14 protein-coding genes are annotated in these 16294 nt (G+C 62.8%); 6 read left to right on the top strand and 8 right to left on the bottom strand.

Annotation, left to right across the window (positions count from 1 at the left end):
• The first annotated feature begins 95 nt into the window (after nucleotides 1-95).
• Together H351_RS01770 and H351_RS01765 are read left to right on the top strand one after the other, a co-directional pair.
• Nucleotides 96-1196, top strand: coding sequence for a DegT/DnrJ/EryC1/StrS family aminotransferase (locus H351_RS01770; RefSeq protein WP_029254228.1), 1101 nt, complete (start codon nucleotides 96-98; stop codon nucleotides 1194-1196).
• 3 nt (nucleotides 1197-1199) lie between these two features.
• Nucleotides 1200-2180 carry a Gfo/Idh/MocA family protein gene (locus H351_RS01765; protein WP_007731789.1) on the top strand — a complete coding sequence of 327 codons (981 nt, stop codon included), beginning with the start codon at nucleotides 1200-1202 and terminating at the stop codon, nucleotides 2178-2180.
• Here H351_RS01765 and H351_RS01760 read toward each other — a convergent pair.
• Nucleotides 2135-4345, bottom strand: coding sequence for a glycosyltransferase family protein (locus H351_RS01760; RefSeq protein ID WP_029254229.1), 2211 nt, complete (start codon nucleotides 4343-4345; stop codon nucleotides 2135-2137). The genes H351_RS01765 and H351_RS01760 overlap by 46 nt on opposite strands.
• 145 nt (nucleotides 4346-4490) lie before the next feature.
• Here H351_RS01760 and H351_RS01755 point away from each other — a divergent pair, with 145 nt between their 5' ends.
• The gene (locus H351_RS01755) at nucleotides 4491-5297 is read left to right on the top strand and encodes a glycosyltransferase (RefSeq protein ID WP_019746440.1); all 807 of its coding nucleotides are present in this window, start codon (nucleotides 4491-4493) and stop codon (nucleotides 5295-5297) included.
• Between the two features lie 85 nt (nucleotides 5298-5382).
• Entirely contained in the window at nucleotides 5383-7257 is a 1875-nt protein-coding gene (locus tag H351_RS01750) for a glycosyltransferase (RefSeq protein WP_037120070.1), read from the top strand.
• A 3-nt stretch (nucleotides 7258-7260) separates the two neighbouring features.
• Here the strand turns inward: H351_RS01750 and H351_RS01745 are convergent, their stop codons facing one another.
• The 6 genes from H351_RS01745 to H351_RS01720 form a co-directional block, all read right to left on the bottom strand.
• Nucleotides 7261-8088 carry a TylF/MycF/NovP-related O-methyltransferase gene (locus H351_RS01745; protein ID WP_029254231.1) on the bottom strand — a complete coding sequence of 276 codons (828 nt, stop codon included), beginning with the start codon at nucleotides 8086-8088 and terminating at the stop codon, nucleotides 7261-7263.
• Nucleotides 8089-8134: 46 nt separating this feature from the next.
• Nucleotides 8135-9205: a ribosome small subunit-dependent GTPase A gene (rsgA, locus tag H351_RS01740; protein WP_029254232.1), complete on the bottom strand. Its 1071-nt coding sequence runs from the start codon at nucleotides 9203-9205 to the stop codon at nucleotides 8135-8137.
• 198 nt (nucleotides 9206-9403) lie between these two features.
• Nucleotides 9404-10300 (bottom strand): galactofuranosyltransferase GlfT1, encoded by an 897-nt coding sequence (gene glfT1, locus H351_RS01735; protein WP_019746444.1) that lies wholly within the window; start codon nucleotides 10298-10300, stop codon nucleotides 9404-9406.
• The gene (gene wzt / locus H351_RS01730; RefSeq protein ID WP_007731776.1) at nucleotides 10297-11103 is read right to left on the bottom strand and encodes a galactan export ABC transporter ATP-binding subunit Wzt/RfbE; all 807 of its coding nucleotides are present in this window, start codon (nucleotides 11101-11103) and stop codon (nucleotides 10297-10299) included. The genes glfT1 and wzt overlap by 4 nt, the downstream gene beginning before the upstream one ends.
• 9 nt (nucleotides 11104-11112) lie before the next feature.
• Nucleotides 11113-11985 carry a galactan export ABC transporter permease subunit Wzm/RfbD gene (gene wzm, locus H351_RS01725; RefSeq protein ID WP_029254233.1) on the bottom strand — a complete coding sequence of 291 codons (873 nt, stop codon included), beginning with the start codon at nucleotides 11983-11985 and terminating at the stop codon, nucleotides 11113-11115.
• A gap of 64 nt (nucleotides 11986-12049) precedes the next feature.
• Nucleotides 12050-12619, bottom strand: coding sequence for a bacterial proteasome activator family protein (locus H351_RS01720; protein WP_020905805.1), 570 nt, complete (start codon nucleotides 12617-12619; stop codon nucleotides 12050-12052).
• Nucleotides 12620-12751: 132 nt separating this feature from the next.
• Between H351_RS01720 and H351_RS01715 the strand changes: the two genes are divergently transcribed.
• Complete coding sequence (locus H351_RS01715; protein ID WP_007731767.1) at nucleotides 12752-13954, top strand: cysteine desulfurase-like protein; 1203 nt, start codon at nucleotides 12752-12754, stop codon at nucleotides 13952-13954.
• A 15-nt stretch (nucleotides 13955-13969) separates the two neighbouring features.
• Here H351_RS01715 and H351_RS01710 read toward each other — a convergent pair whose 3' ends face one another.
• On the bottom strand, nucleotides 13970-14959 hold the full coding sequence (locus H351_RS01710) for an NAD(P)H-quinone oxidoreductase (RefSeq protein WP_020905806.1): 990 nt from the start codon (nucleotides 14957-14959) through the stop codon (nucleotides 13970-13972).
• On the opposite strand from H351_RS01710, the gene H351_RS01705 reads away from it, so the two are divergent.
• Complete coding sequence (locus H351_RS01705) at nucleotides 14958-16196, top strand: lactate 2-monooxygenase (protein ID WP_047888801.1); 1239 nt, start codon at nucleotides 14958-14960, stop codon at nucleotides 16194-16196. The two genes, H351_RS01710 and H351_RS01705, sit on opposite strands and share 2 nt — an antisense overlap.
• Nucleotides 16197-16294 lie beyond the last annotated feature (98 nt).

The following is a 16294-nucleotide window of genomic DNA, read 5'->3' as shown; positions in this document are numbered from 1 at the left end:
CTCTCGAAGTATCGAATCGTGTTTCGATACGCTTCCTGGGTTGTCGGGGTATTTCGTTCCGACGACGGTCGGATGAATCTATCGGAGGTAACTCAGTGATCGCGATATCCAGTATCTCGTTCGGGGAAGAAGTCGAGCGCGAGGTGCTGGACACTCTGCGATCGGGGATCGTCGCGCAGGGACCCAAGGTGAAGCGGCTCGAGGACGAGTTCGCGGCGCTGGTCGGGACGCGACACGCGGTGGCGGTGAACAACGGCACGACGGCGTTGATCGCGGCTCTGCAGGTCCAGGATCTTCAGCCAGGTGACGAGGTTCTGACCACGCCGTTCACGTTCGTGGCCACGCTCAACGCGATCCTCGAGGCAGGCGCGACGGCGAGGTTCGCCGATATCTCCGAGGCCGATTTCAATATCGACCCGGCAGTTGCTGCCGATCGAATCGGGGACCGCACGAAGGTTCTGATGCCGGTTCATCTGTACGGACAGTCGGCGGATATGGGCGCTTTGATGCCGCTGGCATCGAAAAACGGTCTGACTGTCGTCGAGGACGCCGCTCAGGCCCACGGAGCGACGTACGACGGGCGAGGCGCCGGCAGTTTCGGTGTGGGTTGCTTCTCGTTCTATGCAACGAAGAACCTCACGACCGCCGAGGGCGGAATGATCACGACCGACGACGACGCGATCGCCGATCGACTTCGGGTCCTGCGCAACCAGGGCATGCGGGCGCGCTACCAGTACGAGATGGTCGGCCAGAACTACCGGATGACTGACCTCCAGGCGAGCTTGGCTCTGCCCCAGATGGCGACGTACATGCAGCAGGTCGAGGCGCGCCGCCGGAATGCGGAGGCCTTGCGTGTCGGCCTGAAGGACGTCGAAGGACTGATCCTGCCGAGCGAACTGTCCGGTCGTGGACATGTCTGGCATCAGTTCACCTTGCTGCTGGCCGAAGACGCACCGATCACTCGCGACCAGTTGAGTGAGCGTCTGGCCGCGAAGGACATCGGTAGCGGCATCTACTACCCGAAGGCCGTCTACAACTACGAGTGCTACCGCGAGCATCCGCGCGTCGTCATCGACGAGACGCCGGTGGCCACTTCGGTCGCGTCGCGGTGCCTGAGCATCCCCGTCCACGCTGCGTTGTCCGCCGGCGACGTCGATCAGATCGTTGCCGCGGTACGCGGCGCCATGGAGGCCTGAAAAATGACTGCTAGCAAGCCACGTATCGCTCTTGTCGGATCCGGTCAGATGGGCTCGCTGCATGCGCGGGTCATCGCGCAGTCGCCGCTGTGCGAGTTGGATCTGCTGATCGAGCCGCGCGAGGAGCAGGGCAAAGCTGTTGCTGCGCGGTTCGATACGCGTTGGGCCGCCGATTTCGACTCGCTCGACGGTATCGACGCCGTGGTGATCGCCGCGGCTACGCCGGCGCACTACGAGTTGGCCGGGCGGGTTCTCGATCTGGGTAAGCCTGTCCTGGTGGAGAAGCCGTTGGCTGCGACGTACGAGCAGAGCGTCGACCTGGTCGATCGTTCGCGCGCGTCCGGTGTTCCCCTGATGTGTGGACTGCTCGAACGCTTCAATCCTGCTGTTCGCACCGCCCGCGAGTTCTCCGGCGATGTGTGGCAGGTGAACGGTATCCGCCACTCGCCGTTCGTTTCCCGCATTCCGACGGGTGTCGCGACGGACCTGCTGATTCACGATATCGACCTTGCCATCGGATTTGCCGGCTCGGAACCCAGTTTGGCAAAAGGGGAGTTCGGCTACTTCCACCCGACGTCCGTGCAGAACCGGTCGGAAGATTGCGCCGACGCCGTATTGCGCTTCGGATCAGGTGCTGTTGCAACGATTTCCGCGAGCCGGATCAGTCAGCGCAAGATTCGCCAGCTGTCGTTGCTCGAGGCCGATCGACTCATCGAGATCGATCTCTTGCGTCGCGACATCACGATCTACCGGCACATCGACGACAACATGCCTACCGATCGGGACGGCTACCAGCAGCAGACGGTCATCGAAATTCCGACGATCCGCTACAGCGAGGAACCGCTTGCCGCGCAGCTGACGCATTTCCTCGGATTGGTGCAGGGCACCGGTGACGCAGACGGTGAGCGAGCGTCGATTCTGCCCGCTCACCGCGCGGTTCACGAGGTGACGGAATCTGCGTTGGCTGCAGCGTTGTCGTCCTGACCGCTGCGTCGGCGTCGGAAGGCCCACGCTCCTTGAGACAGTGCCAGGAGCAGTCCGACGCCGGCGACAGTCCAACCGAAAGTACTTCCGGGTGGACTGAATTCGATGGTGAGGGTAGATCCGGATTCGGCGCTCGGCGGTAGATCGACCTGCAACAACCCGCCGGGGCTGGCCTTCGTCTCGACCGTCTGACCATCTACGGTCGCGCTCCAACCCGGCCAGGCCAGCAGGGCGAATGTGACCGCGCCTGATCCGGTGTATTCGACGGTTTCCCTGGTGTCCGTAGCGGCGGCATCGCCACGCACGTCGAGACCAGGCGTCGTTGCCGATACGCGACCGTCGGGCCACTGATGCTCGGTGGTGCGATGGCCGACCGTGACCACCCGATCCGGCGATACGGTCCACTCGCCCTCGGGTAGGGCGTCGAGGGCGCGTTTTCCGCCGTACGGTCCGGAATTCTGAACGACGACCGTGTCGACTCGCATCGCGTCGAGCCAGGACACACCCGTTCCCGGCGATTCAGCGAGCAGTCGGTCGACGCCGTCCGGACACTGGACGCCGCCGTAGTAGTTCAAGCACAGTGCTTGAACGAAATCGTTGTAGCTGATTCCGGCGTAGCTGTTGACGGCATTGACTCCGGCAGGCTGCCAGGCGCTGCCGAACAGGAGGTCACCCCACTGCCCGGTTTCGTTGTCCGGCGGGATGTTGACGGGGTCGGCGATCGCGAAAGTGGTTCCCTGGTAACGGTCCTCGAACTTGGACTCCAGGAATGCCACCTGCCTGGGGAACTTCCACGGTGTCACGTTGTAGTTTCCGGTGAACCAGAAATTGGTCTGAGCACTGAGCACGACGACGATGCCGACAGCGAGTGCACCGGCGAGGTAGCGGGGCTTTCGGTAGGCCACGACCAACGCGAAGACGGTGAGAACCACGGTGATGAGCAGCGATGCCGAGTGAATACCGATGTCTTCCGGGACATTCGACCAGGCAAGGTAGAACTGAAGTGCCAACAATCCCGCGGTGATGATTGCTCTCGCCTGGATACGGTCACGATGCAGTCCGGCAGAGAGCGCGACCGCCGTGACCACGATTGCGGGCAGTTGACCGTACTCGAGCAGTCGCGCTGGCCAACGGAACAGCCAGAGATTCGACGGTCCGAGAAGTAGTACGACGTAGATTCCGCCGAATACGAACAGCGAGACGCTGTGGCGGCCCAACTTCTTCAGTGACTTCCATTGAATCCACGGTGCGAGCGGTATGAGGAACCAGGCCAGGTACACCAGTGGAATCGTCATGGCAGGCGAAGCGAAAGCGGTGACGTACGGCTGGTTCGACGGGCCGGAGAGGTTGAGCAGGTCACCGAGATCGGGTCGAAGCGAACCGTCGTTCGCGATTCCGGACTGAGTACGCACCGACACGCCGGTGGTGAAGAGCAATGGTAGATACACGATCAGCGACATCATGATGATCGCTGCCGCGCTGATCATCAGTGATTTGATGCTGCCTGCGCGTTTGATTGCGATGCATTCCGCTATGACAGCGAGGTAGACGACCGCGACACCGACAGCGCCGTACGGGTTTCCGGTGGTCATCGCAAGATAGCCGAAAACGATCGGTACCAGGGGGTTCACTCGGCCGAGGGCGCTGGCGCGGGTAGACCACCAGACGTGGGGGATCCAGGCGAAGGCGATCAGCCCGGACGCCCAACTGGAGGCGTCGAAATAGAGCGTGTATCCGGCGAACGGCATGGCAAATCCGGCGATGAAAGCCATCGACCGATTGGCGCCGTACTGGCGGGCCACCAGATAAACGCCTACCGCGAGAATCGCCATGAATTGCATCTTGACCAGGGTGATTCCGATTCCCAGGTTCGGAATGAGTGCAATGGCAACCGAATCCAGAAGGATCACGGGATTGTATGTCCCGTAAAGGGCTTCGGCTGTGACATTGCCGCCGGCCCACAATTCGGGAATGAGCGTCGGCCATGACCCGGACAGGATTCGCTCGCCGATCGTGTGCCAACCAGGCGTGAAAGCTGCTGCGCTGTCGTCCCAGTAGTAGAACCACCGATTGGAGATCAGTGGGATGGCGGCGACGATCGACACCAGAGCGGCGAGAAGAATTGGCGGCACCACGCGTTGTGCGAGCGGTAAGTCAGATTTCACGATGTGCTTTCGTCTTCGAGTCGATGGCTGTTGTTCGGAGCCTGGGTCGTGCTCTTTTTCTCGGAGCCTGGGCTGCGCCTTGTTTCTCGGAGCGTAGTATTCCGACGAGTTCGAACTGCAGTCGGGGAAGTAAGGAGATCGGGACGTGGCGACATCGCGAACGGAACCCGTTCGTGGGGAACCAGCTACGCCGGAACTCTCGGTGATCATCCCCGCATACAACTCAGGCGAGGTGCTGGAGTCGACGGTGCGTCAATTCGCCGACTACTTCACCAGCCGCCCGGCCGAGAGCGCCGGTCAGGTCGAGATCATCGTCGTGGAGAACGGTTCGACGGACAACACTGCCGACGTGTGTGCTGCTCTGGCAGCTTCCTGGTCTTGGCCTGGAGTGACCTTCCTGCCGATGAGCAGCGACAAAGGGATGGGCGCAGCGCTTCGCGCCGGGACGCTTGCTTCTCGTGGACGACGCGTGTTGCTCACCGCGGACGACCTTCCGTTCGGTTTCGGTGACATCGAAGGCGCCGACCGCGTGATGGCGGATCTAGGGTCCGTCCCGCCGGTGGTCATCGGTTCGAAGGCTCATTCGGAATCAGAGGTGGAACGTGGCTTGCTGCGTTCGGTGATGACGGGTGGATTCGCGACGCTGCGACGGGTGGTGCTGGGTACCCGCACGGGCGACCCGCAGGGAACTTTCATCGTCGACGGTGTCTTGCTGCGTCGAATCGCACCCTCGTTGACCGAGCGTGGCTTCCTTTTCACCACCGAACTGGACTACGCCCTCGAATTGGCCGGAGTACGCCCGGTCGAGGTCCCGATCCGACTCAGCGACGATCATCTGGCGCATGCGAGCCGTATCTCGCCCAAGGACGTGATCCAGATGGCGAAGGGTTTGTTGTCGCTTCGTCGGCGAAAGACCGAGCTGCGGGCGGCCGCTGCAGTGAGTGATCGCTAGGAGTAATCGCGGGTAATCGCGGGTAGACCTGGTGTGTCTCGGTGCCCGGGGCGCCGAGGTGCGGATTCGCGATACCCTGCGGGGCGTGGATACCGTGAACACGACCGATGACCAGTCCGATTCCGGAGTCGAGTTGATCGAACGCAGCGCGACGTCGGATCGACTGCTGGCGCAGCGGACGTTGTTCACCGGAACTTCGCCCGTCGCCAGTGACGAACTGTATGCGGTGACCAAGGTCGGTATGTCGACGCGATCGCGGTTCGAGTTGCGGCTTCAGCCGGGCGCGGTCGCGCACACCAATACCTTCTTCGGTCGTTTTCCGGCCAGCTACTGGCAGCGCTGGACCAATGTCACCGAGGTCACCGTCACTGCACATGTCGTGGCCGATACCGCTTGCCGCATCCAGATCCAGGCCTCGGACATCGGTGGCCACCGTCGTATCGTGACGAACGTCGTCGTGACCGGCGACGAGCGAGTGTCCATGACCGCCCCGCTCGATACCTTCGTCGACGGCGGGGCACTGTGGCTGCAGTTCGAAGCGCAGGGTGGCGGCGCAGTGGTCGACGATGTGGAATGGACCGTCGTCTCGCCGGAGTCGATTCGCCCGGTAGCCGTGGCGATCTGCACGTTCAATCGTGCGGACGACTGTGCGCGCACGGTCGAGGCCCTCGCGTCCGACGAGCGTGTACTCGCGTTGCTCGACGCTCTGTACGTCGTCGATCAGGGAACGGATCCGGTAGAGAGCCGTGAGCTGTTCCAGGAAGTGTCGAAGAAGTTCGCTTCGCGGTTGCAATATCTGCGGCAGGCGAATCTGGGTGGTGCCGGCGGATTCACCCGGGGCCTGTACGAGGCTTCGGCGGCCGGGCCGCACGCCGACGTGATCTTGATGGACGACGACATTCTGTGCGAACCCGAATCGGTTCTTCGACTGAGTGCCTTCGCGAACATGACGACGGAGCCGGCGTTGATCGGTGCCCAGATGCTCTTCCTGTTCAACCCCGACTACCTGCTGGCTTCGGGTGAACGCGTGGATCTGGGCACGCTTCAGCGTGGTGTACCGACCGATGAGCACGGTGTTCGCAACCGGAGTGTGCTCGAGAAGCTGCCGGAACGTCGCGTGGACGCCGAATACAACGGCTGGTGGTCTTGCCTGATCCCTGCTGAAGCCATCGAGCGGATCGGCTTGCCACTGCCGGTCTTCTTCCAGTGGGACGACGTCGAGTACAGCTTGCGGGCTGGGCGGGCCGGGATTCCCACCATCACGTTGCCGTCGGCTGCTGTCTGGCATGCGGACTTCTATTGGAAGGACGTCGACGGTTTTGCGCACTACTTCAGTACGCGCAACGGACTGATCACCGCTGCGCTTGACCCAGGGTTTGCACCCAAAACCCTCGCGAAGCAGCTCTCCCGCGACATTTCGCATTCGATCGTGGGTTTGCAGTACGGCCTTGCACATACGCAACTCCGGGCGATCGAGGGATTTCTCGAGGGGCCGGCAGGTTTGGCGGACGGTGGGCAGAAGGCGCTTGCCGCGATCAACCAGGAACGTAAGCGCTTCCCCGAGACGGTAACTCGCCCGGCCTCCGAGCTGCCGGGGAGGCTGCCGATCCGTCGCGTTGCGCCGAGCCCGAAACCCGGTTTGTGGACAGACCTCGTTTTGGCGAAACGCGCTGTGATGCAGGCACGCAATCACCTCGAGCGGGGTCCGGTGGCGATCTCGTACGAAGACGCGCAGTGGTGGCACGTCGGACGTTTCGATCACGTCTTCGTCACCGATGCTTCGCAGGGAGGCGTGCGTGAACGCCGCTTCGACAGCGAGAAGGCCGCCGAGATGAGCGGCCGCCTCGCCGGCGTCATGAAGCGGTTCCTCGCCGAAGCGCCAAGTGTGGCTGAAGCATTCGCTCGCGAGTTCCCGCAGCTCACCAGCCGCGAGAACTGGGCACGTCTTTACGAGAAGTGATCCTCAGCTGGTGATCTCGACGATCACCTGCTCGTTGTCGACGGTGTACCCGAGGTATTCGAACGAGATGCCGGTGCGTGTGACGAACTCCGTCCACGCCCGGTACTCGTGCTGCTGCCACCCGGGATAGTTGAAGAATTCGTCGAAGACGACGATCGACCCGGGTACCAGGCGGTCGCCGAGGAGATCGAGCACCGTCTTGGTGGACGAGTAGAGATCGGCGTCGAGGTGCAGGAACGCAACGGGGCCGGGTTCGTCGTTCAGGAACGAGGGCAGGGTGTCCTCGAAGAGGCCCGGAACAAGTTGCGCTCCAGGTACTTCGGGGACTGATTCCTGAGCGAACTCACCAACCGGGAACCCGGTCCGCCAGGTTTCCGGAAGGCCAGAGAACACGTCGAAACCCGCGACGGTCCCTTCACGTTCGGTGAATGCCTCCGCGATGATCCTGAGTGTGGTTCCGCTGGCAACACCGAATTCGAGTGCCATGCCGGGGATTTCGATCAAGCCCAGTGCATGGCGCAGCGTGTCGTGCGGGTGGCCGAATGTCTCCGCGACTCGAAGGTTCTCGAGGATGAACTCGGCCGTCGACGCCGTCGCTTCCAGGTCCACGGCGTAGGCCAGATCCCGACGCTGACGAAATTCCAGCTCGTCGATCCTGGACCGGAGGCCCGCGATGTCACCGCGGGCCTCGGCCAGTTCGTCACGTGAGAGTGCCAGCGCGTCGAGGATCTGTTGCGTGCGATCTGCGTTGCGCCGGTCGGCGGCCTCGACCACCTCGGATACCGCACGCTGAAGCTTGGTTCTGGCGCTGGAACGGAACTGCTCGAACATGGCAACCTCTCGTCGGGATCACTCCCATGCTGCCAGGCTTTCTACGCTACCGGTCCCGACCGCGGTAGTGACTCTTGAGCTGTCGGGAGATCACCTTGATCTCCCGCGTCCTCTCTGCCTGCAGACGAGCATCGCTTCGCGCGGCGTTCCATGCATTCTCTCGCTGTAGTTTCCGGTAGCTCGCAAGTCTCCGTTCGTCGATATCGCCGCGCCCGAGTGCGCTCAGGACTGCGCATCCCGGCTCGGAGTTGTGTGCGCAATCGGAGAACCGGCACTCCGCAAGCAGTTCCTCGATCTCGGGGAACGTCTTGTCGATCCCCTCCGCCGCGTTCCACATGCCAACCCCTCGCAGGCCGGGTGTGTCGATCAACGTCCGGCCGCCGGAGAAGGGGATCAGTTCTCTCGTGACGGTGGTGTGGCGTCCCTTTCCGTCACCGGTCCGAACGCGACCGGTCTCGAGTCGATCGGCGTCTGTGGTGTCCGAGAGGAGGGCGTTCGCGAGCGTCGACTTACCGGCGCCGGATGGACCGAGTATCGCCACGGTGCCGTCCAGAACTGCATCGAGTACATCCATTCCTTCGTTGGTCTCGGCACTCACAGCCAGCACTGTTGCGCCGGGCGCAATGGCAGAGACCTCAGCTAGAGTGTTGGAGATATATTGAGCTGCATCCGATTTGGTGAGTGCGACGACAGGGGTTGCGCCACTTTCCCAGGCGAGTGCGAGTAGTCGCTCGATGCGCCCGAGATCGACGTCGCCGTCCGAAGCCGTGGCGATGGCGACGGTGTCGACATTGGCCGCCAGAATCTGGCCTTCCGATTTTCCGGATGCCGAGGATCGAACGATGCTGCTTGATCGGGGGAGTATCGAAGTGACCGTGTGCATCTCGGGTTCGCGTGAGTCCCGTAACTCGGCCACGGCGACCCAGTCACCCGTACAGAGTGGATCGCTGCCGCTGAGTGCGCGAACTGTACCTTCGGCGATGGCCACGTCACACCGTCCGCGGTCGACGCGAAGAACGCGCCCGGGTACGGAGTCCGGTGGCGCCAGGGCAGTGAATGTGTTCGAGAGTGTTGCGTTCCAACCGTATTCGGTCAGGGGCGTGCTGTTTTCCGACATGGTGAGTGTGTCCTCGAGTGCGAAGAAGTGTGAATTTTGACGGCGCTGAAACTGCGGAACACGACAGTCATCAATACTCACTCCTCGAAAATCTCAGGACGCACCATGCGTCGGATCAGAATCGTCTCAGCCGCAGACGCGACTGTGCAACTGATTTAAAAGATATTGGGGCAACTGCTTCAACTCATGACGACTGACTTAACTCGGGCGCTCGAACTTCTCTTCCCGGCCGAGCTTGCGCAGTCGCATCCACTCGCGCAGTCCGGCCGGATCGCGGCGGGTGATCAGGAAGTACCAGCCGAACCGAACCCATTCCTGCGGAAGCAGTTTCCGCATTCCCGGTTGGGCGAGGATGTATCCACGGTTGCGGTACGTGAAGTAGCGCTTCGTATCGTTGTCCGGATACTGCGTGTGCATGCGTCCGCCGAGAATCGGCTTGAACTCGTCCGCACCGTTGGGGTGGACGTAAGCAGTTTGCAGGCAGGTGCCGAACTTCAGGCCGGAGCGGACGAGGCGACGGTGTACCTCGACCTCGTCGCCGCGGACGAACAGGCGTAGATCCGGAACTCCGACGGCATCGATCGCGTCGGCTGTGAACAGTGCGCCGTTGAAGAGAGACGCGATGCCTGGCAGGAGATCCTCGTCGCCGAGCTCGGAACGCAACCGGCGCCACGACGTGCCGCGGCGCAGTGGGAACGCGAGGCGGTCGGGGTTGTCGATGTCGCAGACGACGGGGGAGACCTCGGCCAGGTCGTTTCGAATTGCACAGTCGAGCAGTGTTTCCAGGACTTCGGGTCCCTCCGGGCGGCCGTCGTCGTCGGCGAGCCAGACGCGGTCGGCACCGAGCGAAAGTGCGTAGAGAATGCCCAGAGCAAATCCTCCGGCACCGCCGAGGTTGTGCTGAGAACCGATGTAACTGGTCGGCAGTGGAGCGTTGTCGACGAGCTCTTTCACATCGGCTTCGTCGGCATTGTCGACGACAACCAGATGATCGAGCGGACGCGACTGGGTGCTGAGAACCTTCAAGGATTCGGCCAGCAGTTCACGACGCTTGTGAGTGACGACGACCCCGATGATTTTCTCGGGTGCGCTCACGGGGTGTTCTCCCGTTCCATTTCCTTGATCACGTGGCGCACATGTTCGGCGGCGTCGTCACCTTCGTAGGCGCGCACGACGTCTTCGATGTCGCCTTGCATGCGGATCTGGCCGTGGTCGATCCACATCGCACTGTTGCACAGCTGAGCGAGGAATTCGTTGGAGTGGCTGGCGAATACCAGGATGCCGGAGCGTTCCACCAGCTTCTGCAGCCGGATGCGGGCCTTCTTCATGAATTCGGCGTCGACGGCACCGATGCCCTCGTCGAGAAGCAAGATCTCAGGATCGATACTGGTCACGACGCCCATGGCAACGCGAACGCGCATACCGGTGGAGTAGGTACGCAGCGGCATGGAGAGGTATTCACCGAGTTCGGTGAATTCGGCGATCTCGTCCATCTTCGCGAGCATCTGCTTGCGGGTCTGACCGAGGAACAGGCCGCGGATGATGATGTTCTCGTACCCGGAGATTTCCGGGTCCATGCCGACACCGAGGTCGAAGACGGGTGCGACGCGTCCGCGAATGCTGGCGGATCCCCGGGTGGGTTCGTAGATTCCGGAGAGCAGGCGCAGCAGGGTGGATTTGCCGGCGCCGTTGTGGCCGACGAGCCCGATGCGGTCGCCTTCCTTGAGCGTCATCGTGATGTCGCGGAGCGCTTCGACGACGACGACATCGGAGTCGTTGCGGCCGATGGATCCTCCGGCCTTGCCGAGGAAGGCCTTCTTGAGCGAGCGGGATTTCGCGTCGAAGATCGGGAAGTCGACGCACGCGTTCTGCGTGTGGATGCTGACTGGCTGACTCATGTGTTTCCTCTAGACCCAGTAGGGCACGCGTGCCCGGTACTTGCGGAGTGCCAGAATCGCGACGGCCCAGCCGACGACGGTGAAGGCGATGACGATGTACCAGTGGTATGCCTGCTGGTCGGCCCCGATGAGTGGTGCTCGGATGATCTCGAGGTAGTGGTACAGGGGGTTGAGCTCGGCAAGCCGGACTCGCTCGCTGGCTTGCCCGCCCTGGTCCTTGAGGGCCTGAGTTGTCCACATGATCGGCGTCAGCACGAACAGCAGGAGCGTCATGCTGCCCAGGATGGGGGCGATGTCGCGGTATCGGGTGGAGAAGATACCGAAGACGATCGAGACCCACAGCGTGTTCGCCACGATCAGCAGGAATGCCGGTATCGCCGCCAGCGCAGTCCAGCTCATGTTCTGCCAGATGCTGAACGCGAACAGCAGAACTATGTAGATCGCAAAGTTGTGCGCGAAGAACAGCACCTGACGCCAAACCAGGCGATATACGTGCACGCTCAACGCCGACGGCAACTGCTTGATCAGGCCCTCGTTGGCGATGAAGACCTCGGAGCCTTCGAGGATGCCTGCACTGATCAGGTTCCACACGATCAGGCCGACCGTGACGTACGGCAGGAACTCCTTGAGCGGAATGTTCAGCAGCGCAGAGTACAGAAGACCCATCGCGCCGGCCTGGACGCCGGTGGCGATCGTGATCCAGAACGGACCGATCACCGACCGGCGGTAGCGCTGTTTGATGTCCTGCCAGCCGAGGCTGAGCCACAACTCACGCTGATTCAGACCGTCGCGAAGGTCTTTGAACGCACGACGGAACGTCTGGGAGTCGGACACGGGCGCAGGTGCGTCCGGCGTCTCGGATTCGATTGCGGATGCTGACACGGAGGTCGAGCCTACCGGCCTGGCGTCGGCGCCGGATTTCCCTCGGACCTAGTGGTGGTCCGGGTTACAGATACTGGCCGGTTCCCGGGCTCTGTTGGTCCGGATGTGCAGGCGAATGCGGAGCCCCGATGCTCATGCCGGGAGGCAGTGCGCCTTGACGCATTTGTTCGAGCTGAGCGCGCGCTGCCATCTGCTGGGCGAACAGTGCGGTTTGAATTCCGTGGAACAGTCCTTCGAGCCAGCCGACGAGTTGGGCCTGCGCGATTCGCAGTTCGGCGTCGGAGGGAATGGAGTCGTCGGTGAACGGGAGGCTCAGTCGCTCGAGTTCTTCACGGAGTTCGGGTGCCAGGCCTTGTTCCAGTTCTCGGATGGACGAGGTGTGGATGTCCTTGAGGCGCTTACGGCTGGCGTCGTCGAGCGGCGCGGCGCGAACTTCTTCCAAGAGTTGTTTGATCATCGTGCCGATTCGCATGACCTTCGCCGGCTGCTCGACCATCTCGGCGACGGACTCGGCTTCTGTTTCCGCGGCTTCGGTGGTGCCGGAGGTGGCGGCTTCTGCCTCGGCCGCCGGCATCGCGACGGGTCGACCGTCGGGTCCGATAACGAGTACCTGCTCTTTGTCGGGGTTCGTCATGCTTCCATCTTGTCGTGTGTGGGCGACAAACGCCGCGTAACCCCCAAAAAGTTAGCTATCGAATAACTGTACTGACGGGTAATTGGGTGACTGCCTTCGACTAAGCGGGCGTCTGCACCTAGAGTGTCGAGCATGGCTTACGACGTTGCCCGCGTACGGGGGTTGATTCCCTCACTCGGTGACGGCTGGATCCACCTCGATCCGCAGGCCGGAATGCAGATCCCGGACGCCGTCTCGCGGACGGTCTCCACCGCGTTCCGTGCCTCTGCGTCTTCTTCCTCCGGTCGCCACGTCTCGAACCGTCGTAGTGCTGCCATTCTCGAGAGTGCGCGCACCGCGGTCGCCGATCTGGTCGGCGGAGATCCTGCGGGAGTCGTTCTCGGATCAGACCGAGCGGTGTTGTTGGCTTGGCTCGCCGAGTCGCTGAGTTCGCGGTTGGGCCTCGGAACCGGTCTCGTGCTCTCGCGCCTCGACGAAGAGGCGAACGTCGCGCCCTGGCTTCGTGTGGCCAGTCGCTACGGCGCCCAGGTTCGATGGGCCGAGGTCGAAATCGAAACGTGTGAGCTCCCGAGTTGGCAGTTCAACGATCTCATCACCTCGACGACTCGCTTGGTGGCCTTGACGGCCGCATCACCGGTCGTCGGTTCGGCTCCGAACGTCCGCGCCGCAGCTGATCGTCTGCACGAATTCGGCGGACTGATGGTGGTCGACGCCGTCGGCGCAGCGCCATATGCGCATGTGGACATGGCTGATCTCGGGGCGGACATCGTTGCCGTCAGCGCGCCGTCGTGGGGCGGTCCACAGGTGGGCGCACTCGTCTTCCGCGATCCCGGACTGCTCGACCGAATTCCGGCCGTGTCGCTCAACCCGTACGCGCGTGGTGCCGAGCGACTCGAGGTGGGCGGTCATCAGTTCGCGCTGCTGTCCGGTCTAACGTCGTCGATCGATTTCCTGGCGGGCTTGGACGAATCGGCAACGGGAACCAGGCGTGAGCGCCTCGAAACCTCGATCAGCTCGCTGCAGGACTACCAGGACGGTCTGTTCGATCACCTCATGCGTTCTCTCGCAGCCCTGCCCAACGTGATGGTGATCGGCGGCGCACCCACGCGGGTGCCTACGCTCAGCTTCACACTCGAGGGGATGGCGGCAGACAAGGTCGCCGCGCACCTGGCCGACAAGCGCATCGCAACGGTCAGCGGTACGCATGGTGGTTCCAGGCTGCTCGACGCCCTCGGTGTCAACGACGAAGGCGGCGCGGTCACCGTCGGCCTTGCGCCGTACACGACGCGGTACGAGATCAATCAGCTGGTCGCCGAACTCGGCGCCCTGGGCTGATCGATCCCGCTCGGCTCACTTCACGGTGAGGATGACCTTGCCTACGGTTTCCGGCGAATCCAGCAACTGATGGGCTAATGGCGCCTCGGTGATCGGAAGTTCGGTCGACACGATCGGTTGAACCGATCCGTCGGCGATCAACGGCCACAACTTCGCACGGACGTCGGCGACGATGTCCGCTTTACCGCCGGGGCCGGTGAGCGGACGCCCGCGCAGGCCCGTCGACGTGATGTTTCCGCGCTTTCCCATCAGCTTGGCGATGTCGACTTCGCCCTTGCGGCCACCCTGCATTCCGATGATCACGACGTGGCCGTCCATGGCGAGTGCGTCGACGTTGCGCCCGAGGTACGACGCTCCCATGTTGTCCAGAACCACGTCGGCGCCGTGGTTGTCGGTGGCTTCGGCGAGTGATGCTACGAAGTCGCTGTCGCGGTAGTTGATGAGAATATCCGCGCCCAATTCGCGGCAGCGGTTCAATTTGTCCTCCGAACCCGCGGTAACTGCGACGCGGGCGCCGAGGGCTTTGCCGACCTGGATGGCGTGGGTGCCGATTCCGCCGCCACCGCCATGGACGAGTAGTACCTGTCCGCGTCGTAGGCCGCCGCGCATCACGACGTTGGACCACACTGTGCACGCAACTTCCGGCAGTGACGCTGCGACACGGAGATCGACGCCCGCGGGAACGGGGAGAAGTTGTGTTGCCGGGACCGCAACCTTCTCGGCATAGCCACCGCCGGCCAGCAATGCGCAGACTTCGTCGCCGACGGACCAACCGGTGACGTCTTCGCCGAGTTCGACGATCACGCCCGAGCATTCGAGGCCGAGGATGTCACTCGCGCCGGGCGGCGGCGGGTAGAAGCCTTGACGTTGGAGCAGGTCGGCGCGGTTGACGGCGGTCGCGGCGACCTCGACGAGTACGTGCCCGCGAGGTAGTTCAGGATCGGGCTGCTGCGCCCATTTCATGACCTCGGGACCGCCGGGCTGATCGATCGTTATGGCGTACATGGATACGACGCTAGCGAATCTCCCCGCTGACGGGTGTTTTGCCGCTACCGTCGCGGACGTGACTTACTTCGGGAACATGCAGAACGAGATCTATCTGACGGGACTGAGCGGCGCGAAGCCGGCTTTGCCGATGACTGCGGCGGGCTTGGAAGATGCCGCGCGCGAGCAACTCTCACCAGAGGCTTTCGGGTACATCGCCGGTAGCGCGTCGACCGAACGGACCGCGGTGTCGAATCTGCGGGCGTTCGACAAGCATGCGATCGTGCCGCGGATGTTGCGGGGGACTGCGGCGCCCGACGCGCGCGATCTGAGCGTCGAGGTGTTGGGGACGCGGTTGGCCGCACCGATTCTGACGGCTCCGGTGGGAGTGCTCGGCTTGGTCCACGACGACGCCGAGGTTGCGGTCGGTTCGGTCACTGCCGAGTTGGGGATCGGATCGATTCTCTCGACGGCGGCGTCTTCGACCATCGAAGACGTAGCGGCGGCCTCGGGCGATAACTGGTGGTACCAGCTGTACTGGCCGGCCGACGACGAACTTGCGGAGTCGTTTGTCCGCCGAGCGGAGACGGCGGGCGCGAAGGCTATCGTCCTGACTGCCGACACTCCCGGTATGGGTTGGCGTCCAAGGGATCTCGAACTCGGTCACCTTCCGTTCCTGCAGGCGAAGGGTATTGCCAACTACCTGTCGGATCCGGTGTTCCGCGCCAAACTGGCGACGCCGCCCGAGGAGAGCGCAGAAGCGCTGCAGATCGCGGTTCTCACGTGGGTGTCGTTGTTCGGCAATCATGCGGTGCGGATTGCCGATATCGCGAAACTTCGCCAGTGGACGACACTTCCGATCGCAGTGAAGGGAATTGTCCATCCCGACGACGCACGTGAGGCCGTCGCGGCCGGCGCCAACGGCATCGTCGTGAGCAACCATGGTGGGCGTCAGGTTGACGGGTCGATTTCGGCACTCGATGCTCTCGGTCCCGTCGCTGATGCGGTGGGGCATGAGGTGGACATCCTGATGGACTCCGGAATTCGTTGTGGCGCAGACGTAATCAAGGCGTTGGCCTTGGGTGCCGACGCAGTGCTGTACGGGCGGCCGTGGGTGTACGGGTTGGGATTGGCCGGAGCGGACGGAGTGCGTCATGCGCTCCGGAGTCTCCTTGCCGACCTGGATCTCACTATGGGACTGGCGGGGCTGGCATCGGTCGCCGAAATCGACCGTTCGATCCTGATGTCCAATTCGTGACTTTAGGGTGAGTCTTACTGTGACGGGCGGACACAGGTCTAAACTTGGAACCTGTGACAGCTGAAGCGACAACCGAGGAGACATCGCAGGCGGCGCAC

The organism is Rhodococcus erythropolis R138 (genome assembly GCF_000696675.2).
GTDB classification, from domain to species: domain Bacteria; phylum Actinomycetota; class Actinomycetes; order Mycobacteriales; family Mycobacteriaceae; genus Rhodococcus_F; species Rhodococcus_F erythropolis.
The sequence above is the reverse complement of the archived record's forward strand: the minus strand, read 5'-3'. Positions and strand labels throughout refer to the sequence as shown.